This window comes from Pseudomonas sp. P8_229 (genome assembly GCF_034008635.1).
GTDB lineage: Bacteria > Pseudomonadota > Gammaproteobacteria > Pseudomonadales > Pseudomonadaceae > Aquipseudomonas.
In genome coordinates, this window is the sequence record NZ_CP125378.1 from 837,923 (window position 1) to 858,921 (window position 20,999).

At 59.7% G+C, this 20,999-nt stretch carries 21 protein-coding genes; 7 read left to right on the top strand and 14 right to left on the bottom strand.

Features of this window, described 5'->3' with window-relative positions:
• Positions 1-22: 22 nt before the first annotated feature.
• The 7 genes from QMK55_RS03705 to QMK55_RS03735 are packed head-to-tail and all read right to left on the bottom strand — an operon-like array spanning position 23 to position 8,358.
• On the bottom strand, positions 23-1,066 hold the full coding sequence (locus QMK55_RS03705) for an acyltransferase (protein ID WP_320328689.1): 1,044 nt from the start codon (positions 1,064-1,066) through the stop codon (positions 23-25).
• Positions 1,067-1,078: 12 nt separating this feature from the next.
• On the bottom strand, positions 1,079-2,182 hold the full coding sequence (locus QMK55_RS03710) for a hypothetical protein (RefSeq protein WP_102356331.1): 1,104 nt from the start codon (positions 2,180-2,182) through the stop codon (positions 1,079-1,081).
• Positions 2,173-3,402, bottom strand: a complete 1,230-nt coding sequence (locus tag QMK55_RS03715) for a polysaccharide biosynthesis C-terminal domain-containing protein (RefSeq protein WP_320328690.1) — start codon at positions 3,400-3,402, stop codon at positions 2,173-2,175. Before QMK55_RS03715 ends, QMK55_RS03710 begins: the two co-directional genes overlap by 10 nt.
• A complete protein-coding gene (locus tag QMK55_RS03720) occupies positions 3,399-4,511 on the bottom strand; it encodes a polysaccharide pyruvyl transferase family protein (protein WP_102356333.1) in 1,113 nt (370 codons plus the stop codon). The genes QMK55_RS03715 and QMK55_RS03720 overlap by 4 nt, the downstream gene beginning before the upstream one ends.
• A gap of 14 nt (positions 4,512-4,525) precedes the next feature.
• Entirely contained in the window at positions 4,526-5,608 is a 1,083-nt protein-coding gene (locus QMK55_RS03725; RefSeq protein ID WP_102356334.1) for a glycosyltransferase, read from the bottom strand.
• Positions 5,609-5,649: 41 nt separating this feature from the next.
• Complete coding sequence (locus QMK55_RS03730) at positions 5,650-7,878, bottom strand: polysaccharide biosynthesis tyrosine autokinase (RefSeq protein ID WP_102356335.1); 2,229 nt, start codon at positions 7,876-7,878, stop codon at positions 5,650-5,652.
• Between the two features lie 39 nt (positions 7,879-7,917).
• Entirely contained in the window at positions 7,918-8,358 is a 441-nt protein-coding gene (locus tag QMK55_RS03735) for a low molecular weight protein-tyrosine-phosphatase (RefSeq protein ID WP_102356336.1), read from the bottom strand.
• 289 nt (positions 8,359-8,647) lie between these two features.
• On the opposite strand from QMK55_RS03735, the gene QMK55_RS03740 reads away from it, so the two are divergent.
• Together QMK55_RS03740 and tal are read left to right on the top strand one after the other, a co-directional pair.
• Positions 8,648-9,598 (top strand): glycosyl hydrolase family 5, encoded by a 951-nt coding sequence (locus QMK55_RS03740; RefSeq protein WP_102356337.1) that lies wholly within the window; start codon positions 8,648-8,650, stop codon positions 9,596-9,598.
• Positions 9,599-9,805: 207 nt separating this feature from the next.
• Entirely contained in the window at positions 9,806-10,732 is a 927-nt protein-coding gene (gene tal, locus QMK55_RS03745) for a transaldolase (RefSeq protein WP_102356338.1), read from the top strand.
• A 188-nt stretch (positions 10,733-10,920) separates the two neighbouring features.
• On the opposite strand, the gene rssC is transcribed toward tal, so the two are convergent.
• Together rssC and rssB are read right to left on the bottom strand one after the other, a co-directional pair.
• Positions 10,921-11,403 (bottom strand): anti-sigma factor antagonist RssC, encoded by a 483-nt coding sequence (gene rssC / locus QMK55_RS03750; RefSeq protein WP_003226553.1) that lies wholly within the window; start codon positions 11,401-11,403, stop codon positions 10,921-10,923.
• The gene (gene rssB, locus QMK55_RS03755) at positions 11,400-12,584 is read right to left on the bottom strand and encodes a two-component system response regulator RssB (protein WP_083368392.1); all 1,185 of its coding nucleotides are present in this window, start codon (positions 12,582-12,584) and stop codon (positions 11,400-11,402) included. Before rssB ends, rssC begins: the two co-directional genes overlap by 4 nt.
• Before the next feature lie 274 nt (positions 12,585-12,858).
• Here rssB and QMK55_RS03760 point away from each other — a divergent pair, with 274 nt between their 5' ends.
• Entirely contained in the window at positions 12,859-13,158 is a 300-nt protein-coding gene (locus QMK55_RS03760) for a PilZ domain-containing protein (protein WP_102356339.1), read from the top strand.
• A gap of 52 nt (positions 13,159-13,210) precedes the next feature.
• Here the strand turns inward: QMK55_RS03760 and QMK55_RS03765 are convergent, their stop codons facing one another.
• Positions 13,211-13,900 (bottom strand): VacJ family lipoprotein, encoded by a 690-nt coding sequence (locus QMK55_RS03765; protein WP_102356340.1) that lies wholly within the window; start codon positions 13,898-13,900, stop codon positions 13,211-13,213.
• 198 nt (positions 13,901-14,098) lie between these two features.
• Between QMK55_RS03765 and QMK55_RS03770 the strand changes: the two genes are divergently transcribed.
• A complete protein-coding gene (locus tag QMK55_RS03770) occupies positions 14,099-14,719 on the top strand; it encodes an HAD family phosphatase (protein WP_320328691.1) in 621 nt (206 codons plus the stop codon).
• A gap of 109 nt (positions 14,720-14,828) precedes the next feature.
• Positions 14,829-15,092 carry a DUF4404 family protein gene (locus QMK55_RS03775; protein WP_102356342.1) on the top strand — a complete coding sequence of 88 codons (264 nt, stop codon included), beginning with the start codon at positions 14,829-14,831 and terminating at the stop codon, positions 15,090-15,092.
• A gap of 178 nt (positions 15,093-15,270) precedes the next feature.
• Here the strand turns inward: QMK55_RS03775 and queF are convergent, their stop codons facing one another.
• Positions 15,271-16,101 carry an NADPH-dependent 7-cyano-7-deazaguanine reductase QueF gene (gene queF / locus QMK55_RS03780; RefSeq protein ID WP_102356344.1) on the bottom strand — a complete coding sequence of 277 codons (831 nt, stop codon included), beginning with the start codon at positions 16,099-16,101 and terminating at the stop codon, positions 15,271-15,273.
• A gap of 61 nt (positions 16,102-16,162) precedes the next feature.
• Complete coding sequence (locus tag QMK55_RS03785) at positions 16,163-16,696, bottom strand: cupredoxin family protein (RefSeq protein ID WP_320328692.1); 534 nt, start codon at positions 16,694-16,696, stop codon at positions 16,163-16,165.
• Positions 16,697-16,860: 164 nt separating this feature from the next.
• Between QMK55_RS03785 and QMK55_RS03790 the strand changes: the two genes are divergently transcribed.
• Together QMK55_RS03790 and QMK55_RS03795 are read left to right on the top strand one after the other, a co-directional pair.
• Positions 16,861-17,541, top strand: coding sequence for a heavy metal response regulator transcription factor (locus tag QMK55_RS03790; RefSeq protein WP_102356346.1), 681 nt, complete (start codon positions 16,861-16,863; stop codon positions 17,539-17,541).
• On the top strand, positions 17,541-18,887 hold the full coding sequence (locus QMK55_RS03795) for a heavy metal sensor histidine kinase (protein ID WP_102356347.1): 1,347 nt from the start codon (positions 17,541-17,543) through the stop codon (positions 18,885-18,887). Before QMK55_RS03790 ends, QMK55_RS03795 begins: the two co-directional genes overlap by 1 nt.
• 119 nt (positions 18,888-19,006) lie before the next feature.
• On the opposite strand, the gene QMK55_RS03800 is transcribed toward QMK55_RS03795, so the two are convergent.
• Positions 19,007-20,251 carry a lipoprotein-releasing ABC transporter permease subunit gene (locus tag QMK55_RS03800; protein ID WP_102356348.1) on the bottom strand — a complete coding sequence of 415 codons (1,245 nt, stop codon included), beginning with the start codon at positions 20,249-20,251 and terminating at the stop codon, positions 19,007-19,009.
• 63 nt (positions 20,252-20,314) lie between these two features.
• Positions 20,315-20,998 (bottom strand): lipoprotein-releasing ABC transporter ATP-binding protein LolD, encoded by a 684-nt coding sequence (gene lolD, locus QMK55_RS03805; RefSeq protein ID WP_177482384.1) that lies wholly within the window; start codon positions 20,996-20,998, stop codon positions 20,315-20,317.
• Position 20,999: the final 1 nt, after the last annotated feature.

A 20,999-nucleotide genomic window follows, 5' to 3' on the forward strand; every position in this document is an offset into this window, starting at 1 on the left:
AGCAGGCTTGCTCGCGAAGCTTTCAGCTATGGGTCTGCACCACCGGAGCAATGCTCGTCGCCGGTTTTTTCTTCGCCGCACGCTCTCCCAGAAACAGCACCGAAGTAACATTGAAGCGACTGAAAATCATCGACAGCACCACCGGCCCCAACAGGCCAGACAGCAGTCCGCCGAGCACCAGAATGCTTTCGTCTTTCACACCCAACCGCCCCATGACAAATCGCGAAGTCGCCGCGAACAGCACATGGAACAGAAAGATCGCGTAAGAGTACCCGCCCAGCCAGGTCAACCACTTCGAGCGCATGTCACTCGACAGCAAAGCGATGCAGGACACACACCCCACGCTCAACCCGATCAGACTGCGGCGATCGACAATCAACTCGCGATCAATCGCCGCCACGTACAGCAACGTCAACGAAATCAGCACAAACACCAGCGGCCCGATCACCTTGAACCGTTGCTTCAACGCCTCGACATTTTCCTGCCCGATCATCCCGGCCACGAAAAACGGCAGCAGGTAAATCGCGCCATTGATGCCGAACGCATCGAGCTTGAACGGCGGCAGCAGAAACACCGCCGCCGCGAACGCGAACAGCACATACAAGCGCGTCATCGAGCGCAGCATCCCGCGCCATTCCAGCAGACCGACGAACATGAAAATGATGAACACCGCCTGCAAGAACCAGAAGTGGTTGACCGGCACCCAGAACGACAACAGCGCATCGATCACCCCGACGTCCTTGTTCACGCCCGGCCCCACCGCCTGCAACACCGAGAACGGCACGCCGACGCAAAACAGCGGCACGATCAGCCGCCGCACCTTGCCACTGAAAAACGCGGAAAAGTCATTGCCGCGAATTTTGTAGATCGAATAGATGTAGCCGGAAATGAAGGTGAACAGCGGCATGCGCACGTACACCATGGAGTCGGCGATGACCCGGAACGGCGAGCCGATATCGATTTTCAGCCCTCCGCCCAACGGGCCGATGACGTGATAGAGCACCAGCAGCAGGCACGCCAGGCCGCGCAGGGTTTCGATCTCCAGGGACTTTTTCTTGCTCGACATACAGCACCTGCCTCAATTCAGAACTCTTGATTCAACCCGCACCGGTTTGTTCGCGCGCAACATCAGGCCCAGCCCGACAAACAGCACCGGCACCACCATGGAAAAGTGCCGGGCGAAGGAGCCGAAGTCCGGCTCGAACAAACCTTGAACCAGCAGAAACGCCAGCGGAATCGCGATCAGTTCCTTGGGTTTGGTCTCGATCGGCGCGCCTTTGTAATCGGTGGAGGTGATGACTTTGAACAGCAGCAGCGCGGTCATGATCATCAGCGCAACAAAGATCACCTGACCGGGCCCCGACAACAGAATCAGCTCCACCGGAAACGACAACCGGAAGAAGATGATCATCGAGTCCAGTGCCTGCGAGACGAAATCACTGCCGGTGAGCCACGAGACAATCAGCGATTTCGAGCCCTCCTCGCCCGCCGTGCGCAACTCGTTGTTGCTGGCGCGGATCGACGACACTGGAAACCCCAGCGCCAACTGAATCGCCATGGCCACCGCCAGGTAAAACAGGAACAGCATCAGGAAGAAGGTGAAGCGCGACACGTACTTTTTCATCATGCAAACGCCGACCCAGGACAGCGAAAACAGAATCCAGTAAGGCCGGATCAGCACGCCGTAGATCACCGCCGAGAGGAAAAAACCGCCGCGATATTTACGCGACAGCGAGCTGAACAAAATGCTCAACACCGCCACCGACACAATGATTTCCTTGGTCAGGTTTTCCAGAAAGAACGAACGCACCACGCCCCACAGGCACAGGGTGCCGAAGATCGCCAGCGGCATGCGCCGGAACACCACCACCGGAATCGCCGTGAGGAAGAAATTGCAGAACATCCCGTAGGCCCAGGCGTTGGTCAGGTTGATCCCGGTGGGCCGCAGCAGGAACGCCGAACACTCGTAGGAAGAGCGGTCCGGCGAGAACGGGTTCCAGAAATTACAGTTGTCGGCGCGCGCGTAGGACGACCACAACGTCATCGCATCCGGGCCCGGATCACGCGGGATCAACAGCGGCATCGCCACGGACAGAAACAACCCGGTGAACAGAATCAGGAACGACAGCGAGGAATCGAGTCTGCGTCCGCGAAACTCGATGCACGGCAACTTCAACCCCATGCCAGCGCCCCTTTTGCGCGGGTCGCCCGGGTCAACAGAGCGATCACGCCGAGCTGCACGACGATCGCGAAGACATTGCCCCACGCCGCGCCATAAATCGAATAGTGCTTGATCAGCAGATAGCTGACCGGCACCGACACCAGCAGGCAGATCGCCGCGCTGGCGAATGACACTCGACTGTTTTTCGAAGCGATCAGACCGCCCCAGACAATGTCGCCGATGGCCCGCAGGGCAAAGGAAAAGATCAGCACGCCGAGGATCGCGTTGTCCGGACGCGGCACGCTGGTGGCGACGTAATCGAGCACCACGTTGAAGAACAGATAAATCAGCACCGCCACCGCCGCCGACACCACTAGCGAACGCATCACCCATTTGTTGACGAACAACTGCTTGAGCGTGAAAGCCTGTTGATCAGCCTGAAAACGCTTGGCCAGCACTGGAATGCCGACCACCGCCACCACCGCGTAAGACAACGCCTGCAAGGTGTTCGCCGCCGACCACGCGTACACGTATTTACCGAGGCTGGCGTAGGGCTCGAGGTCGGCGATCAGAAAGCGCTCGGCGTACTGACTCAACGCGATCAACCCGGTGCCGAAATAGAACGGTAGCCCGGCCTTCCACACGGTCGCCGTCGTCAGTGTCTCGCTGACCCGGCCCTTGTGCACATTCACCACGATCAGGTAACCGGCGATGATCACCAATACGTTCGCGGCCACCCACAGCCACAGCACACTGGCGATGCCCGACACCCAGTCGAGCATCATCCCGCCCACCGCCAGCAGTGCCCAGAGGCCGGTCTTGATGAAAAACAGCAACGCGCCCGCCGTGGCTTTCTGCGCGGAAAACACGAACGAGTTGATCTCGAACGACAGGTGTTCGGTGAGCAGCACCAGCGTCACGCAGAGGATCAGCGCAGTGCTCGCCTCAACCTGCTGGAACAACGAGTAAACCCCCACCGTCAGCAGCGACAGCAGCAGCCCCACCGCCAGGTACAGCAGCAGGACTTTGTCGACCACCCGCCGCGAGCTGCCGCCGACACTGATCAGCCGATTGATCTCGGAACTGAAACCGACGCTGTAGAACTTCGAAGCGATCAGCGAAGCCGCAACCACCACCCCGTAAAACCCCAACGCTTCGTAGCCCAGGTAATGGGTGATGGCCAACACCAGCAAAAACTTCGCGCCCAAGGCTCCACCGCGAAGCAGCAGGCGAAATATCATCGAACGATCCCTTTGATGATCTCGTCCATGGCCACGGTCTTTGCCTCGATCTCGCGGCAGGTATCGGTCAGCCGCTTGCCGAAATTCGCCAGTGCGTTCGGCGCGTAAACGGTGTCGATGATGGTGTCGACATTGATGTCGCCGCCGTTGATCACCCAGTCTTCCACGCCCATGTCCTGATAGGCGCCAAAGCCTTTGCGCTCATAACTGATGTGGTACGCCGGAACACCGGACAGCAGCGATTCGATGGCGCCGTGCAGACGCACCGAGATCACCAGGTCGGGCTGATATTTGGCAATCGTGGCCTTCAAAGGCAGCAGGTCTTCGGTAATGCCCAGCTCGCGATAGAACGCACCGTCATCGTTGCCGCGAACAGCGCTCTGTACCGCGCAGACCACTTTGCTTTTGTTCTTCAGGCGCTGCAGCAGCAACTTAAGGTTGGCAACGTAAGCGACCTTTTTTTCCTTGCTCCACTCTGGCGGCTTGCGCAGTACCACGCAGACAGTGGCCGGCGAGGCGGCGCAGCGGGTGAACTTGGGTTGCTGGAGGATCTTGCTGGCCAGTGACTGCACCGCCAGGTCCGGCGCGCGGTAGACGTTTTCGCAGGCATCGAACATTGCCGAGGAACGGTTATCGCGCACGAACACCGCGTCGGCGCTGGCGTAGTGCTCGACGATCTTGCGGCTCTCGCCATGGAACGGGCCGATGCTTTGCGGCAGGTACACCGACGGCACCTTGCTGAGGATCGCCGTTTCCAGTTGCTTGGCGTGGCCGAGTTTCAGCTTGATGTGTTCGAAGGCGCTTTTGGAGCGCATGTAGCCGCCACCCACGCCAACGATCAGATCGGTTTTGCGCAACAGATCCGCCAGACCGGCATACGACTGATTGAGGAACACTGCCTGTTTGACCCGTCCCAGGCCCTTGGCCGCCATCACCGGTGCGTTGAAACGCGGGTGCGGCAAGTAGGCGAAAGACTGCGGATCGGACGCCACGACATTGATCGCGGTGTCTTCGCCAAAGTTGCGCTGCACCAACGCGATGGCCAGATCGACGAGCAGGCCGTCACCGGAGTTGGAGGCACTGTAGCCGTGCAAAATCGTTACGTTCATAAGCTGAGTTCTACTTAATAAGTGGGAGCGCAATACACGTCGTAGGTCTGGCGGATCATCAGCGCGGCGCTGAAGCGTTCGCGCACGATGTTCCGGCCTTCGCTGCCGAGGTCGAGCAACCGTGGCTTCTGGATTCGCGCCAGCACATCGGCCAGCGCCTGGTGGTCACCGGTGGGGAAGACATAGCCGGACACCTCATGGGTGACCAGTTCGGGCAGCGACGTGCAATTGCTGGCGATCACCGGCAAACCCATGGCCATGCCTTCGAGCGGCACCATGGCAAAACCTTCCCAGCGACTCGGGACGATGAGCGCATCGGCCTGTTGATACAGCGCCTGCACCTCGGCCGGAGTGACCCACGGCAGGTACTCGACGGCGTCCATTTCCGGGCACTCGACCGTGTCCTCGTTGACCGCACTGCCGACCACCGTCAGTTTCAGATCGCTGCGCTGCACCTTGGCGAAGGCCTTGAGCAACACGTCGAAGCCTTTCTGATAGTCGAGACGGCCGACGAACAGCAGATGAATCGGCTCGGGACTATCGACCTTCGGCGCCTCGTCACGCTGATGGATGCCGTTGTAGATCAGCTTCATGCGCGAGCGCTGAATGCCAAACCGCGCGGCCTTGTCCATCTCGTAACGGCTGACGCAGATGATCACGTCGGTGACCCGCTGCAGGACCCGCTCGATCCACGCATAGATCCTTTGCTTGGTCGGCGAGCTTTCCATCAGGAACGAAAACGCATGCGGACAATAGACGATTTTCGGTTTGCGCCACGGCCGCAGGAGCACGCAGACAACACGGCCGATCACCCCGGAAAAGGTGCTGTGCAAATGCACCACATCGGGTTTTTCCTTGAGCATCACCCGGGTCAGTTGCCAGGCAAAACGCAGCAGTGAGCGCACATCGCGGCCGCTGCGTTCGAACGTGCGAATCTGCTGCTCATCGATGCCGTGCAGCTCTTTTTTCTGATCGAGCGGCACCAGATAGACCAGCTCATAGTTCAAGTCCTGGCCCTCGGGGGAAGCCGAGATGGTGCGGATAACGGTGGCGACCCCACCTTTTATCGTTTCAGCCACGTGCAGTATTTTTTTCACAACCCACCCACTTCCTTGCCTGTAAGGACAATCACTGACACTCAGGATTTGTCGGACGCGTATTCGTAGTTGTAATAACCGTAGTTGCCGTTGCCGTAGTAACTGGCTGCGCGCTTCTCGACGCCGTTGAACACCGCGCCCTTGAGCTCGATGCCGTTCTGGGCGAAGCGGCGGATGGTTATTTCAATCTCTTTGGCCGGGTTCACCGCAAACCGGGTGACGATCAGGCTGATGCCCGCCTCACGCCCGACAATCGCCGCGTCGGTCACCGCCAGCAGTGGCGGCGTGTCGATGATCACCACGTCGTAGCGCTCGCTGAGTTCAGCCAGCAAGTCGCGGAAGTTGGCGTGCATCAACAGCTCGGAAGGATTCGGTGGAACCTGCCCACGGCTGATGAAGTGCAGGTTGTCGATTTCCACCGTGTTGACCGCCTGCTCGATGCTGCAACGCTTGGCCAGCAGGTCCGACAAGCCATTGGCGATCGGTACGTTGAGCGACTTGTGCAGGTGGCCCTTGCGCATGTCGGCGTCGATCAGCAACACGCGCTGACCGCTTTGCGCCATGACCGCCGCGAGGTTGGACGAAACGAACGTCTTGCCGACCTGCGGGCTCGGGCCGGAGATCATGATCCGGTTGTTGGTCGAGTCCAGTGCCGCGAAATGCAGACTGGTGCGCAGGCTGCGGATCGACTCGATGGACAGGTCGGTCGGATTGCGCAGGGCCAGCAGATAGGCCGGCGTCTCTGCGGTGCTTTTGACCCGGCCCTTTTTAGTGTCCTCTTCGCGTTGCAATGCGCTGTAGGGAATCGAGGCGTACACCGGCAGGCCGAGCTGTTCGATGGCTTCCGGGCCTTCCAGGCCTTTGCTCAGGGACTTGCGCAGCAGCACCAGCGCCACGCCGACAAACGCGCCGAGGAACGTTGCAATCAGCACGATCAGGGCTTTTTTCGGTTTGACCGGGCTGGTCAGGTCGACATCCGCCGCGTCGATCAAACGCACGTTACCCACCGCACCGGCACGGACGATGTCCAGTTCCTGGGACTTGTTCAGCAACTGCGTGTAGATCTGCGAAGCCACTTCCACATCACGGGTCAGGTTCAGCAGTTCCTGCTGCGTGGCCGGCAGATCGCCAACCTTGCCTTCCAGCGACTTCTGCTGCTGGGTCAGTTCGCCGATCTGCGACATCAAGGCGCGGTACGCCGGATGCTGCTTGGTGAACTTGCGATCCATCTCGGCCTGCTGCATTTTCAGCTCGGAAATCCGCGTTTCGAGCGCGACCGACTGGCCGAGCACCGACTGGGTTTCCAGAGAAATATTCACGGTCTTGCCGTGAGTCTGGTAGGCGTTGAGCGCATCGCTGGCCTTGGCCAGATCGCGCTTGACCTGCGGCAACTGGCTTTGCAGGAACGCCAGGCTCTGCGCCGCTTCCGCCGAGGTGCGGCGCACGTTCTGGTCGACATACAGCGCAGCAATCTTGTTGAGGATCTTCACCGCCTCGGCGGCATCGGCGCTGGCCAGCGCCAGACGGATAATCCCCGACTCTTTACCCTGCTCGGAAATATCCAGCGCATCCTGGTAACCCTGAATGGTCACGATCCGTGGATTGCGCACCACTTCGAAGCGAGTGCCAGGATTGGCTTGCAGGCGCTCGATCAAACCCTCAACGCCGTCCTGCGCGAAGGCTTCGCCCGCAACGCCCTCGACCAACAGGTTGCCGTTGTCATCGAGCAACTGAAAGTGCTGCTGTTCGCCCGTCACCAGAGTGAGCTTCTTGCCCAACAGTTCCTTGGGCAGATTGAGCCGGGCGAATTCCAGACGCTCACCGCCCCAGGCGTAGCTGTTGAAGCCGAAACGCGGCGGCGCCACGCTGAACTCGGTTTCGCCGCGATAACGCCGCGCAAGAAAACCGCCGATCACCGGGAACGTGTTGGGGGTAACGTCGATGTCCAGGCGCAGGTCGTCGACGGTTTTGCCGATCACTGCGCGGGACTTGATGATGCCGATTTCGGTCACCGACGGCGATTGCCCGCCGAGCATGCTGCTGAGGTCGGAAAACCCGAGCATGTCGTTCTTTTTCGGTTCGACCTGCACCAGCGCGTTCGCCAGGTACACCGGCGTCGCCAATACCGCATAGGCAACGCCGGCGGCCATGAAGGCACCGGTGAATGCACCAATCAGCCATTTCTGGTCGATCAAACTGCCAAATATGCCGAGAAGATCAATACTGTCCTGATCGTTATCACGGTTGGCGATTACTGACGGTAACTGCATAAGTCTGTTCTTACCATTCACTGATCTGAAGAATATTCATCAATGTCCGAGGCGCTGCGCCCACGAGCTAACAGCATCTTCAATCAATGCATGGGCATGAATAAAAGCGGCCTTACCTTGACGATACGGATCCTGTATTTCGCGTTCGCTCTGCCACTTGCCAAGGAGGAACACTTTGCCTCTGGCGTGCGAGGCAATCTTGAGCACCTGATTCATGTGTTGTTTTTCCATGACCAGAATCAGGTCCGATTGATTGACGATATCGGCGGTCAATTGCCGGGCGGTGAAACCCTCGGCGCTGTGACCGCGGTCTTCGAGGACCTGGCGCGCCGACGCTTCCATGCCTTCGCCAACCCGCGCCGCGAGGCCTGCGGAGGTTACCGAGATAGTTGAGGAGGTCAGCGCGTTACGCAGCAGAAGTTCTGCTGTCGGACTTCGGCAAATATTGCCAACGCACACGACAAGGATATTTCTGAACAAGGTTTACTTTCCTGTGTAATATCATTCTGCCAACATCTAGTGCGATTCTTAGTGAACCCACTAGATCATCCTGCACTCAGAAATAGATTCGCCCTGTTAGTACCAGCGTATTAAGTACCACAGCACCAAAAGTCGCCCAAACGGAATTACCGGACTAAAAATAACTGTGATTTTCAGGCCTTGGTTTCCTGACAAAAAATAACATTTGCGCACTTAGTGGCATTGTTAGTTTCGAATCGGTTATCACGAGATACTTTTCGCCGTTGTCACTTCTCACCGGAGAACCGACATGAAATCAGCACCTTTCAAACGACTGGGCACCCTGACGCTGTTGCTGCTGGCGGCAACCGGCCAGAGTCACGCCAATGAACTGTTCCCGGCACTGCCCGCCAATAAAACCATCGGTGTTCAGGTCAAGGTCCAGACCTTCTCCGCCGCCGACGCCCAGCAGGTCAAAAGCACCGGCTTCAGTTTCGTGCGCTTTGGTGTCTGGACCGACAGCCTGAATAGCCCGGCCTACCAGAAGCAGATCAGCGATGCGTTCGCCGTGGCCCGCACCGCAGGCCTGCCAGTATTGATGACCCTGCGTGCGACCAAGCCATTGCCGACCAATGATCTGGCAAACGCTGGCGTCGCGTACGCCAACGCGCTGACCAGCCTGGCAACGACCTACAGCACGCAACTGGTCGCGATCGAGCTGTGGAATGAGCCGGACCTGGACACCTACTGGCCGACCGGCAATTTCGACACGACGTTCGTGCCGTTCATGAGCGCAGCGTGCAAGACGCTGCAGGGCAAACCTCAGACGCCCCCAGTGATCGGCTTTGGCTTCGCCCGGCCGCCGACGGCCGGCTCGGCATCCACGGTGGCGCTCAACCGAATCGTCAGCCAATACCCCAAATGCCTCAGCGCGATCTCCTATCATCCGTACGGCATGACGGGCACGCAGATCAGCAATGCCCAGGCGTTTATCCAGCAGAACTTCCATCTGCCTGGGGTCATCAGCGAATGGGGCATCTCGGCGCTCAGTTCCAACGGCGGGACAGAGGGTCAGGCCAGTAAAATCAGTGCGTTCGTCGCCGATATCAAAACCCGCAACATTGCGCTGACCTCGATCTACGAATGGAAAAACAGCGACACGGGCAGCAACGACCGCGAGAAGAATTTCGGCCTGCTGACTTCCGACGGCCAGCCGAAACCGGCGGAAACCGCAGTCAAAACCCAATTGAGCCAGCAATAACTCTCATCGATGCGCTCAGGGGGCGCTGGCCGTCAGTTGCTTTGAACCTGCGGCCGATTTTGGCATCGTATTCATCGATACCGCGCCCCACCTTTCAAACAGCCGTACTCAGGTTGTTGCCACCGGGGTACCCGTTACGCCTTGATGCCCTTGAGTGGCTGTCAGCGCTCGGGTAATGTCGTCAAACCCACAGGACAGAGCACACCCATGACTTCCAAGCTGGAACAACTCAAACAGATGACCACCGTGGTTGCCGACACCGGCGACTTCGAAGCGATCGCCCGGGTCAAGCCGGTCGACGCCACTACCAACCCTTCCCTGCTGCTCAAAGCCGCAGCCATTCCGGCCTACGCCGAGCTGCTGAACGCGTGCGTCAGCGACTGCAAGGGCGACGTGGGCCTGGCCAGCGACCGTTTTGGCGTCGCCGTGGGCCAGGAAATCCTCAAAGTGATCCCGGGCCGTATTTCCACCGAAGTGGATGCGCGCCTGTCGTTCGACCAGGACGCCGTGCTCAAGCGTGCGCATCGCCTGATTGAGCTCTACGACAAGGCCGGCATCGGCCGTGACCGTGTGCTGATCAAGATCGCTTCGACCTGGGAAGGCATCCGCGCTGCCGAAATCCTCGAGAAAGAAGGTATCCAGACCAACCTGACCCTGCTGTTCTCCTTCGCGCAGGCTGCTGCTTGCGCCGACGCCGGGGTGTTCCTGATCTCGCCGTTCGTGGGCCGCATCTACGACTGGTACAAGAAGGCCAACGGCAACGACTACACCGGCGCCGATGATCCAGGCGTACAGTCAGTCACGCGCATCTACAACTATTACAAGGCCAATGACTACAAGACCGTGGTCATGGGCGCCAGCTTCCGCAATCTGAACCAGATCGAGCAACTGGCCGGTTGCGACCGCCTGACCATCAGCCCGGACCTGATCGACAAGCTGGCAGCAGACACCGGCAAACTGGAGCGCAAACTCGCTCCGGGCCACACCGGCGAAGCGCGCCTGAGCCTGAACGAAGCGCAGTTCCGCTGGTTATCCAACGAAGACGCGATGGCCACCGAGAAACTGGCTGAGGGCATTCGTCAGTTTGCCCGTGACCAGGAGAAACTTGAGGCGCTGTTGCAGGCCAAGCTGTGATCTGAGCGGTTGAAATGCAAAAAGGGCGAACCTTCACGGGTTCGCCCTTTTTCATTCTGCATTGAGAGGCGCATTGACTGAACTGAAGCCTTCGCGAGCAAGCTCGCTCCCACAGGGGGAATGCATTTCAAATGTGGGAGCGGGCTTGCTCGCGAAGGGGCCAGCCCAGACAACATCACCTCAGGGGATCAATGCCGCTCTAGGGCATTCACCAGGTCATGGAAGGCTTCACGGTTGGAATCGTTCAGCCCCATGAGGATCTTGTGCGCTTCCAGCACCTTGATCCGCACCACTTCTTCGGATTGATCCTGATCCGGCAGGTCGTCCAGGCACTCGGGGCACGGCACCGGGTGGTTGACGATGTTGAACACCTGCTCGAAGCCCATGGACTGCAGCAGACGCGTGATGTCTTCGTGGGTGGTGACGACAGTCGGCAGCAGGCCGACCTTTTGCCGCGACAGGATCGACAGCTTGGCCAGCAAGCCCAAAGTGGTGCTGTCGATGCTACGGGTTTCGGTCAAATCGATCACGATCGCGTTGAAATTCAACGCGGTGAAGATTTTCTCAATAGTCGCATCCAACGCCGAACACAGGGTCAGGCGAACTTCACCGACGAACTTCAGGACGAAGGTGCCGTCCTGCTCGGCGAACTGGATTCTACCGGTACTCATTGAAGGTTCCTGCTCAACACCAACAGGGCGATATCATCCGGCATCTCCCCTAGCGTGGCCAATCCAAACACTTGCCGCAGACCATCCAGGCTGCCGCCCGCCGACTTCACCCGTTGAGGCAAAGCAGCTTCTTTTTCTTTGAGCGTAGGTTCTGGCAATAGATCCAGAATGCCGTCGGACATCAGCGTCAGGCTGAAGGTCGGTGGCAGCTCAAGCACGTGATCTTCGTAGGTGGCCTCGTTGAACAGGCCCACCGGTAAACCGCGGCCTTCGAGGTAACGAACACTGTCAGGCGTGTACAACACAGGCAACGGCAGATGGCCGCCGATGCTATAGGTCAACAAACCGGTCTCCTCGTCGATGACTCCACCGACCATTGTGACGTGTTTGCCCAGCTTACAACTGATCAGCCCCCGGTTGATATGACCAAGGACTTCCGAAGGCTTGAATTCCGGCAAGGTGCCGTTGCGCTTGGACTCGAACAGCAAGCGCGTGGTCATGAACTTCAACAGCACGGTGACGAACGCCGAAGAGGCGCCATGGCCCGATACGTCGGCCAGGTAGAACGCCACCCGGCGCTCATCGACCCGGAAATAATCGACAAAATCACCCGACAGGTACAACGACGGGATGATCTGGTGGGCAAACTGGAACTCGTCCACGCGCCACGGGCTTTCCGGCAGCATGTTCATCTGCACCTGGCGACCGGCGTTCTGGTCTTCCTGGAGCAGGTTCAGGCTGGCTTCGAGTTCGCGGTTGGCCTTTTCCAGCTTCTCGCGGTAGCGCTGGTTCTCCAGCAGCAGGCGCGCACGATCCAGCGCCCGACGCACGGAATGCTCGAGCACGGCCAGATCTTCGAGAGGCTTGATCAGGTAGTCCGCCGCACCCAGGCGCAGCGCCTCGACCGCGTCGTTCATCACGCCGGCACCCGAAACGACGATCATCGGCGTTTGCGGTGACCGCTCGGTGACCTGACGGATGAGTTCGAGACCGCCCATCTGCGGCATGCGCAGATCGCAGATGACCAAGTCGGGCTTGTCTTGCTCGAATACCTGAAGACCCTGTTGACCGTTGCTGGCCTGCAGGACGCTGAAACCACTGTCTTCCAAATAGGCCGCGAGGCTCGCGCGCACTACTTCGTCATCATCGATTATCAGCAGCGTGGCACTGGTTTTTGGCATGTGGGCAAACGGCGCCAGAATTAGGTTGGCGTAGCAGGCGGGGCATCGGCCCGGCTCAGACTACTGGATTCGCTTTCTAGCCTCTCTGCTGCACCGCTTTCGAGCATTGGCCCGGAACACGATTGCACCAGAGGTGCCCTTCTAAGGCGCAGACGGTACTCCCATCCGCGGGGCGTTTCAAGCATGCGCCGATGGTCGCTTGACGACTTTACTTGTCAAATCACCGAGAGTTATAAGAACAGCTCGAACCGTAACCCAATGGAAGGACAAAGCCATGAGTCAAACCGGTCGGGACTACAGCGAAAAGCGCGATTTCATCCGCATGCGGGTCGATGCCGATGTCGTGCTGATTCATGAAGGGGATGAGGTGTCAGGCGTGTGCATCGACCTCTCCAGCAGTGGCATGCAGGTCGAAGCGCCGCGCCAGTTCGCGGTCGGCGACCGTTTGAACGTGCGTATCGACTCCGATCATGCGGCGCTGAGCGGGCTGGAAGCGGACACCGAGGTGGTCTGGGTCAAGGCCCAGGAAGGCGACAGCCAGAAGCTCGGCCTGACCATCTTGAAGATGAAATAAGCGCACACAAAAAAGGCGGCCTCATCGGCCGCCTTGTTTTTATCGGTCGAGCTTAAAAATCGTCTTCGACCTGACCATCCTTGACCTTGAACTCGCGGTTCTGCAGGTACGCATTGCGGATGAAGGTGTACTTGTCGCCGCTGATCAGCTTCTCGCTCGACAGCAGGCTGGCGCGGGTGTCGACGATGTTCAGGCCGAACGTCGAGTTACGCACCGGAATGTCGTTGATGTAGCGGTACGGACCGGTGTAGCTGTCGACGTATTTCGACGGTGCATCACGCAGGGTGCTTGGGCCGAGCAACGGCAGCATCACGTACGGACCGCTGCTGACACCCCAATAGCCGAGGGTCTGGCCGAAGTCTTCGTCGCTGCGATGCAGGCCCATTTTGGTGCCGACGTCGAAGAAGCCCAGCAGGCCGAAGGTGGTGTTGAAGATGATACGCGCGGTATCGACACCGGCCGCTGCAGGTTTGGCCTGCAGAATGTTGTTCGCCAGGTTGGTGACGTCACCGACGTTGCGGAACATGTTGTGGATGCCGTCTTCGAGGAACTGCGGCGTCACGTATTCATAACCCTGCGCAATCGGCTTGAGCGCGTAGGTGTCGACGAAGTCGTTGAACTGGAAGATCGGGCGGTTGACGCTTTCCCAAGGATCTTCTTCCGTTGCGGCGTTGGCGGCGAACGGAACCAGCAAGACGCTGGCACATACACATAGCTGAGCGAGAGGGTTGCTCCAGCGCATAGAAAAGCTCCTTGGATTTTTACTGGCGCGGGCACCGTCGGCCCAAGCGTTAAGACCGCTAGTATAAGCGCAAAAGCCATTTTGGGCAGTCCACCCGTGAACAGTAGTGTAGGACGTTTCCTGAAGCCTCCTTCACACGCTTGTCATCCAACTGTCACCGGCGTCCCCTAACCTCATGACTATTTCAGGGACGTTTTCATGACACACGCTGAAGCCTTGCCTGTCGCCGCACCCGGTCTGACCGCCGTGCTGTTCGGACTCAGCGGTTGCCTGGTGGATTTCGGTGCCCGCGCCCAGCAACACGCTAGCGCGCTGCCCGAGCACGCCGACGCCACACCCGGTGCCCTCGACAGCTTGCTCAGTTTGCAGCGCCAGCAGATCCCCTGCGCCTGGATCGATGAGTTGCCCCCTGCCCTCGCGCGACCGCTGTCGGCCGCGCTGCCGGCGTGGATCAAACCGACGCAACATTCAGCAACAATCAACCCATGGCCGGCGCCGAATGCCTGCTGGCAAGCGCTGATGGGGTTGAACGTCAGTCGTCTGGACGGCTGCGTACTGGTCAGCGGTGAGCCTCGATTGCTGCAATCAGGCCTCAACGCCGGGCTGTGGACCATTGGCCTGGCGTCCTGCGGTTCGTTGTGCGGCCTGTCGCCGAGCGAGTGGCAAGCCCTGAGCCAGAAGGAACGCGAACAGCGGCGCGGCAAGGCAACCCTGCAGCTGTTCGGGCTAGGCGTGCATTCGGTGATCGATCATCTGGGCGAACTCGACACCTGTCTGGCCGACATCAGCCTGCGCCGCCTCAAAGGCGAAAAGCCCTGATCGGGATCATGCAGGTTGAAGCAGAGTGGATTAATCTAAAGGTCAGCCATAGACCTTTGGCGCGCGGCTGCGGTCAATGCCAGTGCCTCTTGATAAAAGGAATCACACCATGCCCGCCCAAGAACTGCAAAAACAACTCGACACCCTGCGCGAGCAACTGGAGCAGAATCCGCCGCTGTCGGAAGCTGAACGTGAGGATCTGCATGCGCTGATGGCGCAGATCGAACTGGAACTTGAACTCGAAACCAAGACCAAAGATTCCAACATTGCCGACGGCGTGAATCTGGCCGTTGAACGCTTTGAGGTTGACCATCCCACCATCGCCGGCACCCTGCGCAATATCGTCAATGCGCTGGGCAGCATGGGTATCTGATCGCCCTCCCGCTGAAATGCAAAAAGCCCTGCCAGTGATGGCAGGGCTTTTTCATGGGCGCGATTCGAAACGCAGTCCTTTGTAGGAGTGAGCCTGCTCGCGATAGCGGTGTGTCAGTCGACATCAATGTTGAATGTCAGTGCGCTATCGCGAGCAGGCGAACGCCTACAGGGGTTGTTTACTGGCGCACCAAGCGATGGTTCGGCAGTTGTACCGCTTCAGTACTGCGATACGGGTTGATGTCCAGCCCGCCGCGACGTACATAGCGCGCAAACACCGTGAGTTTCTCCGGCTTCAGCAGACGCTGCAGATCAAGGAAGATCCGCTCCACGCACTGCTCATGGAAGTCCGAGTGCTGGCGGAAGCTGACGATGTATTCCAGCAGGCTGGCGTGATCCAGCGCCGCGCCGCGATATTCCACCACAACGCTGCCCCAGTCCGGCTGACTGGTCACCGGGCAGTTGGATTTGAGCAGATGGCTGTGCACGCTCTCCTCGACAATTTTCGAATCATCGCAACGCAGCAGCTCCGGACGCGGATGCTCATAGTTGCTGACGCGGATGTCCAGATCGTCGATGCACACGCCCGGCAACGCCACGACGCCTTCGGCCTCGACATCCTTCAGGCTGCGCACCCGCACGCCGACCGGTTTGCCGGCAGCGGCGGACAGGTCTTTGACCAGCGTCGCTTCCAGGCTCGCGATGTCGGCAAATGGTGTCTGGTTCAGCGAGTTCAGGTACAGCTTGAACGACTTGGACTCGATGATGTTCGGCGAATCGGCCGGAATACTGAACTCACCAATCGCCACCACCGGTTTGCCCGACGGCAGCAGCCACGACAGCTCGAAGCAGTTCCAGAAATCCACACCTTGGTACGGCAGGGTGTCGGCGGTCAGGCCCAGTTCGGCCCACTTCGCGGTGCGCGGAATCGGGAACAGCAGGGACGGCGTGTACGTGGCGATGTATTCGCTGGATTTGCCCAGCGGCGAATGTTCGGCTGCGGGATGCATGGCGGAAACCTGACTGAATAATCAGCGGATTCTACCAGCCTTTGCTCCCGCCTTTGAGTGCTTACTGACTGACAGTCAGTTTGCCGACCATGCCGGCCTGGTAATGTCCGGGAATATTGCAGGCGAACTCCAGGCTGGTGGCCTTGTTGAAAGTCCAGGTCAGTTCGGCGGTTTTGCCTGGCTCGACCAGCACGCTGTTCGGGTCGTCGTGCTTCATGCCGTGGCCCATGGCCGCGTGATCCATGCCTGCCATGTCGTGGGACATTTCTTTCATCCCGGTAGGCGTGAGCATGCCACTTTGCTGCATTTGCAGCATTTCCTGCTGGTGTCTGGCATGCATCGCCGCGTCACCGAGGTTGAATTCATGCAGCAACTGGCCTTTATTCACCAGCACAAAGCGAACCGTCTCACCGGCCTTGACCTGAATGGACTTGGGGTCGAACGACATGTCGTTCAGCACCACTTCGATGCTGCGGGTGGCCTTGGCCGCCGGTGCCGGCTGACCGAAGTCATACGTGTGCGCGGGCGCGGCCCAGACAGGTGAACTCAGCGCCAGCAAACAGGCGGCGACGGCCAGAGGGTTGCGCAAAAACATAGTCATACTCCAACAAGAAAAGGTTCAGCCTGTGGGAAACTCTAGCCCGCCTGCGCTGGCAGCTACCTGACAGGCAGATTACAACTTTGTCAGCTTGGCGCCTGTCGCCTGCGCTCACGGTATAAAGCTTTCGTTTCCAGAACCTGAATCAACCCGAGCCGCCCATGAAACTGCTGATCGTCGAAGACCAACCGAAAACCGGCCACTACCTGCGCCAGGGGCTGACCGAGGCCGGGTTCAACACGGAACTGGTGGCCGACGGCAACAGCGGCCAGCAACTGGCCTTGAGCGGTGATTATGCGCTGCTGATCCTCGACGTGATGCTGCCCGGACGCAGTGGCTGGCAGATCCTGCAAGCGGTGCGCAGCGCCGGCCTCGACACGCCGGTGCTGTTTCTGACCGCCAAGGATGCCGTGGAGGACCGGGTTCATGGCCTCGAACTCGGCGCCGACGACTATCTGGTCAAACCGTTTGCCTTCTCCGAATTGCTGGCCCGGGTGCGCAGCCTGCTGCGTCGAGGCAGCGCCACGCCACAGGAAACCAGCCTGCAACTGGCCGATCTGCGCCTGGACCTGATTCGCCGCCGCGTCGAACGTAGCGGCCAACGTATCGACCTGACCGCCAAGGAGTTCGCCCTGCTGGAAATGCTCCTGCGCCGTCAGGGTGAAGTGCTGCCCAAATCGCTGATTGCCTCGCAGGTCTGGGACATGAACTTCGACAGCGACACCAACGTGATCGAAGTGGCGATCCGCCGCCTGCGCCTGAAGATCGACGATGATTTCCCCGACAAACTGATCCACACCGTACGCGGCATGGGTTACGTGCTTGAAGAGCGTCCCGCCTGATGCGTCGTCTGTCCCTGAGTTCTCGTCTGGCTTTGCTGTTCGCCGCCTGCACCGCCGTGGTCTCGCTGTTTGCCGGCGTACTGTTCAGCCGCGCCAGCGAAACGCACTTCATCGAACTCGACCAGCAACTGCTGGACGGCAAGCTGATCGGCCTGCGCCGGGCCTTGCAGGATGTGCAACCCGGCCAACGTGAGGCGCGGCTGGCGGATGAGCTGAGCCGCCAGGCCGATCTGGCGCTGCGCATTACTGGTAGTGACGGCCAACGCTGGTACGACAGTTCGACACAGATCCCTGCAGAGTTGCCAAAACAATCCGGCCTGGCGACCGTGAGTCAGGAAGGCACTGATTATCGGGTGCTCAACGCCCCGCTCTACCCGGACAAAACCGACTCGCCACAACTGACGCTGTTGCTGGACATCACCCACCACCAGCATTTCCTGCAGCGCATGCAGCATCTGATCTGGCTGACCGTCGGGTTGTCGGCATTGGCCACCGCGTTGCTCGGTGCCTGGGCAGCGCGTAGCGGTCTGCGTCCACTGCGGCGCATGAGTGCTGTCGCCCGTGGGATTTCAGCACAATCGCTCAACGCCCGACTGCCGGAAGCGCACATGCCGCCAGAGCTTGCGGAAATGGCCCACAGCTTCAACGCCATGCTCGGACGCCTCGACGACTCGTTTCAACGGTTGTCGGCGTTCTCTGCCGACATCGCCCATGAACTGCGCACACCGCTGTCGAACCTGCTGACCCACACTCAGGTCACCCTCACCCGCCCACGCCCGATCGAAGATTATCGCGAAGCCCTGCACAGCAACCTCGAAGAGCTGCAATGGATGGCGCAACTGGTCAACGACATGCTGTACCTGGCCAAGGCGGACCATGGTTTGCTGATGCCCAAGCGCGAGCCGCTGGAGTTGGCGGATGAGACCGATGTGCTGCTGGAGTTTTTTGCGCCCTTGGCTGAGGACGCCGGGGTGACGCTGAGTCGCGAAGGCCTGGCGCGCATTGAGGGTGATCGCAGCATGCTGCGTCGGGCCTTGTCGAACTTGCTGGATAACGCGTTGCGCTTTACCCCGGCGGCGGGCTTTGTGAGCTTGCGGATCGTTGATCAACCGAACGCGGTACGCATTTCAGTCGAGAACAGTGGCGAAGGGATTTCAGCGGAGTTGTTGCCACGGCTGTTTGACCGGTTTTATCGGGCCGATCCGGCGCGGCAGGAAGGCAGCAGTGAACATGCGGGGCTGGGGCTGGCGATTACGCAATCGATCGTTCGGGCCCATGGTGGGCAGATTCATTGCGAATCTGAAGCAGGATGGACGCGGTTTGTGATTGAGCTGCCTCGAACCTGATCGTTCCCACGCTCTGCGTGGGAATGCAGCCCGGGACGCTCCACGTCCCTTCCAGAGCCGAACGCGGAGCGTCCGTTGAGGCATTCCCACGCAGAGCGTGGGAACGAGCATGGAGTCGCTTACGAATATCTCAATGCGTGAGCCGGCTCGATCTTCGCCGCCCGCAACGCCGGATACACCGTCGCCAGGAAGCTCAGAATAAAGCCTGCCGAGCAAATCAACAGCACGTCCCCACCCTGCAATTCCGAAGGCAGGTTACTGACGAAATACACGTCGGAACTGAAGATGTGCTGCCCGGTGACCCGCTCGACCCAGCCGACCATCTCACTGACGTTCAGCGCGGCAATCACGCCGAGCACGCCGCCGATAATGGTCCCGACAATGCCGATCACCGTGCCCTGCACCATGAAGATCGCCATGATCTGCCGCGGCGTGGCACCGATGGTGCGCAGGATCGCGATGTCCGCGCCCTTGTCGTTCACCACCATGATCAGCGTGGCGATGATGTTGAACGCCGCCACCGCGACGATCATCAGCAACAGCAGGCCGATCATGGTTTTTTCCATTTTCATCGCGCTGAACAGACTGCCCTGGGTGTGGGTCCAGTCGTCAGCCTTGAACTCGGCGCCCAGGCCTGCGGCGATGTCCGAAGAGACTTTCGGCGCGGCGTACAGGTCCTTTACCGCCAGACGCACGCTTTGCACCTGATTCGGCTGCCAGTGCTGCATGGTTGCGGCATCGGCGACGTGGATCAGGCCCATGGAACCGTCCAGCTCGGCACCGACCTTGAACACACCGACCACGTTCAGACGCTGCATGCGTGGGGTGATGCCGCCCGGTGCGGTGCTGACTTCCGGCACGATCAGGGTGATCTTGTCACCGACGTTGAGGCGGAAGCGGCGCGCGGTGATTTCACCGATCACCACGCCGAATTCGCCCGGTTTCAGGTCATCGAGACGGCCCTGCACAATGTGCTGGGCGACAATCGATACCTTGCCTTCCTGGGCCGGGTCGACGCCGCTGATCTGGATCGGCTGCATCAAGCCCTTGTAGGAGAGCATGCCTTCCATCTCGGTGAACGGCACGGCGGCGGTCACTTCAGGATTTTTCAGCGCGGCGGCGGCCACCGGTTGCCAGTCATCAATCGGCTTTACGCCGACGATGGTCGCGTGCGGCACCATGCCGAGGATCCGCGAGCTCATCTCGCGCTGGAAGCCGTTCATCACCGACAGCACCACGATCATCGCCAGCACGCCGAGGGCGAGCCCGATCATCGAGGTCATCGAAATGAACGAAACAAAGCGATTGCGGCGCTTGGCGCGGGTATAGCGCGTGCCGATAAAGATCGATAACGGTCTGAACATTCGCTGGGGCACCGTATAAAAATAAAAGACCCGATGCCTTTACAGGCAGCGGGTTTCGGTCGGTCAGATGGCGGTCAGGCAACCTTCCTGCAACTGCAGGACGCGATCCATCTGGCGGGCCAGGTTCATGTCGTGAGTCACCACCAGGAACGCCGTGCGCATCGAGGTGCTGAGTTCCAGCATCAGATCCTGAATGCCTTCGGCAGTGTGCGAGTCGAGGTTGCCGGTCGGTTCATCAAGCATCACCAGGCCTGGATTGTTCACCAGCGCCCGGGCGATGGCCACACGCTGGCGTTCGCCACCGGACAGTTCCGCCGGTTTGTGCTCCAGACGATGACCCAGCCCTACGCGCTCCAGCAATGCCGTGGCGCGCTGACGCGCCTCGGGGATCGCGGTCTTGCCGATCAGCAGCGGCATGCAGACGTTTTCCAGCGCGGTGAATTCCGGCAGCAAGTGGTGAAACTGGTACACGAACCCGAGGGCGCGGTTACGCAGCAGGCCACGCTTCTTCTCGCTCAGTGCCGAGAGCTCTTCACCATCGAGCCAGACGCTGCCCTGGGTGGGCGTGTCGAGGCCGCCCAGCAGGTTGAGCAAGGTACTTTTGCCCGAACCGGACTTGCCGACGATCGCCACACGCTCGCCCGGGTGCAACTCCAGTTGCAAACCGGCCAACACTTGCACCGACTCCGGACCTTCCTCGTAGGATTTGCCCAGGTTGCGGCAGCTCAAGATTGCTTTATCACTCATG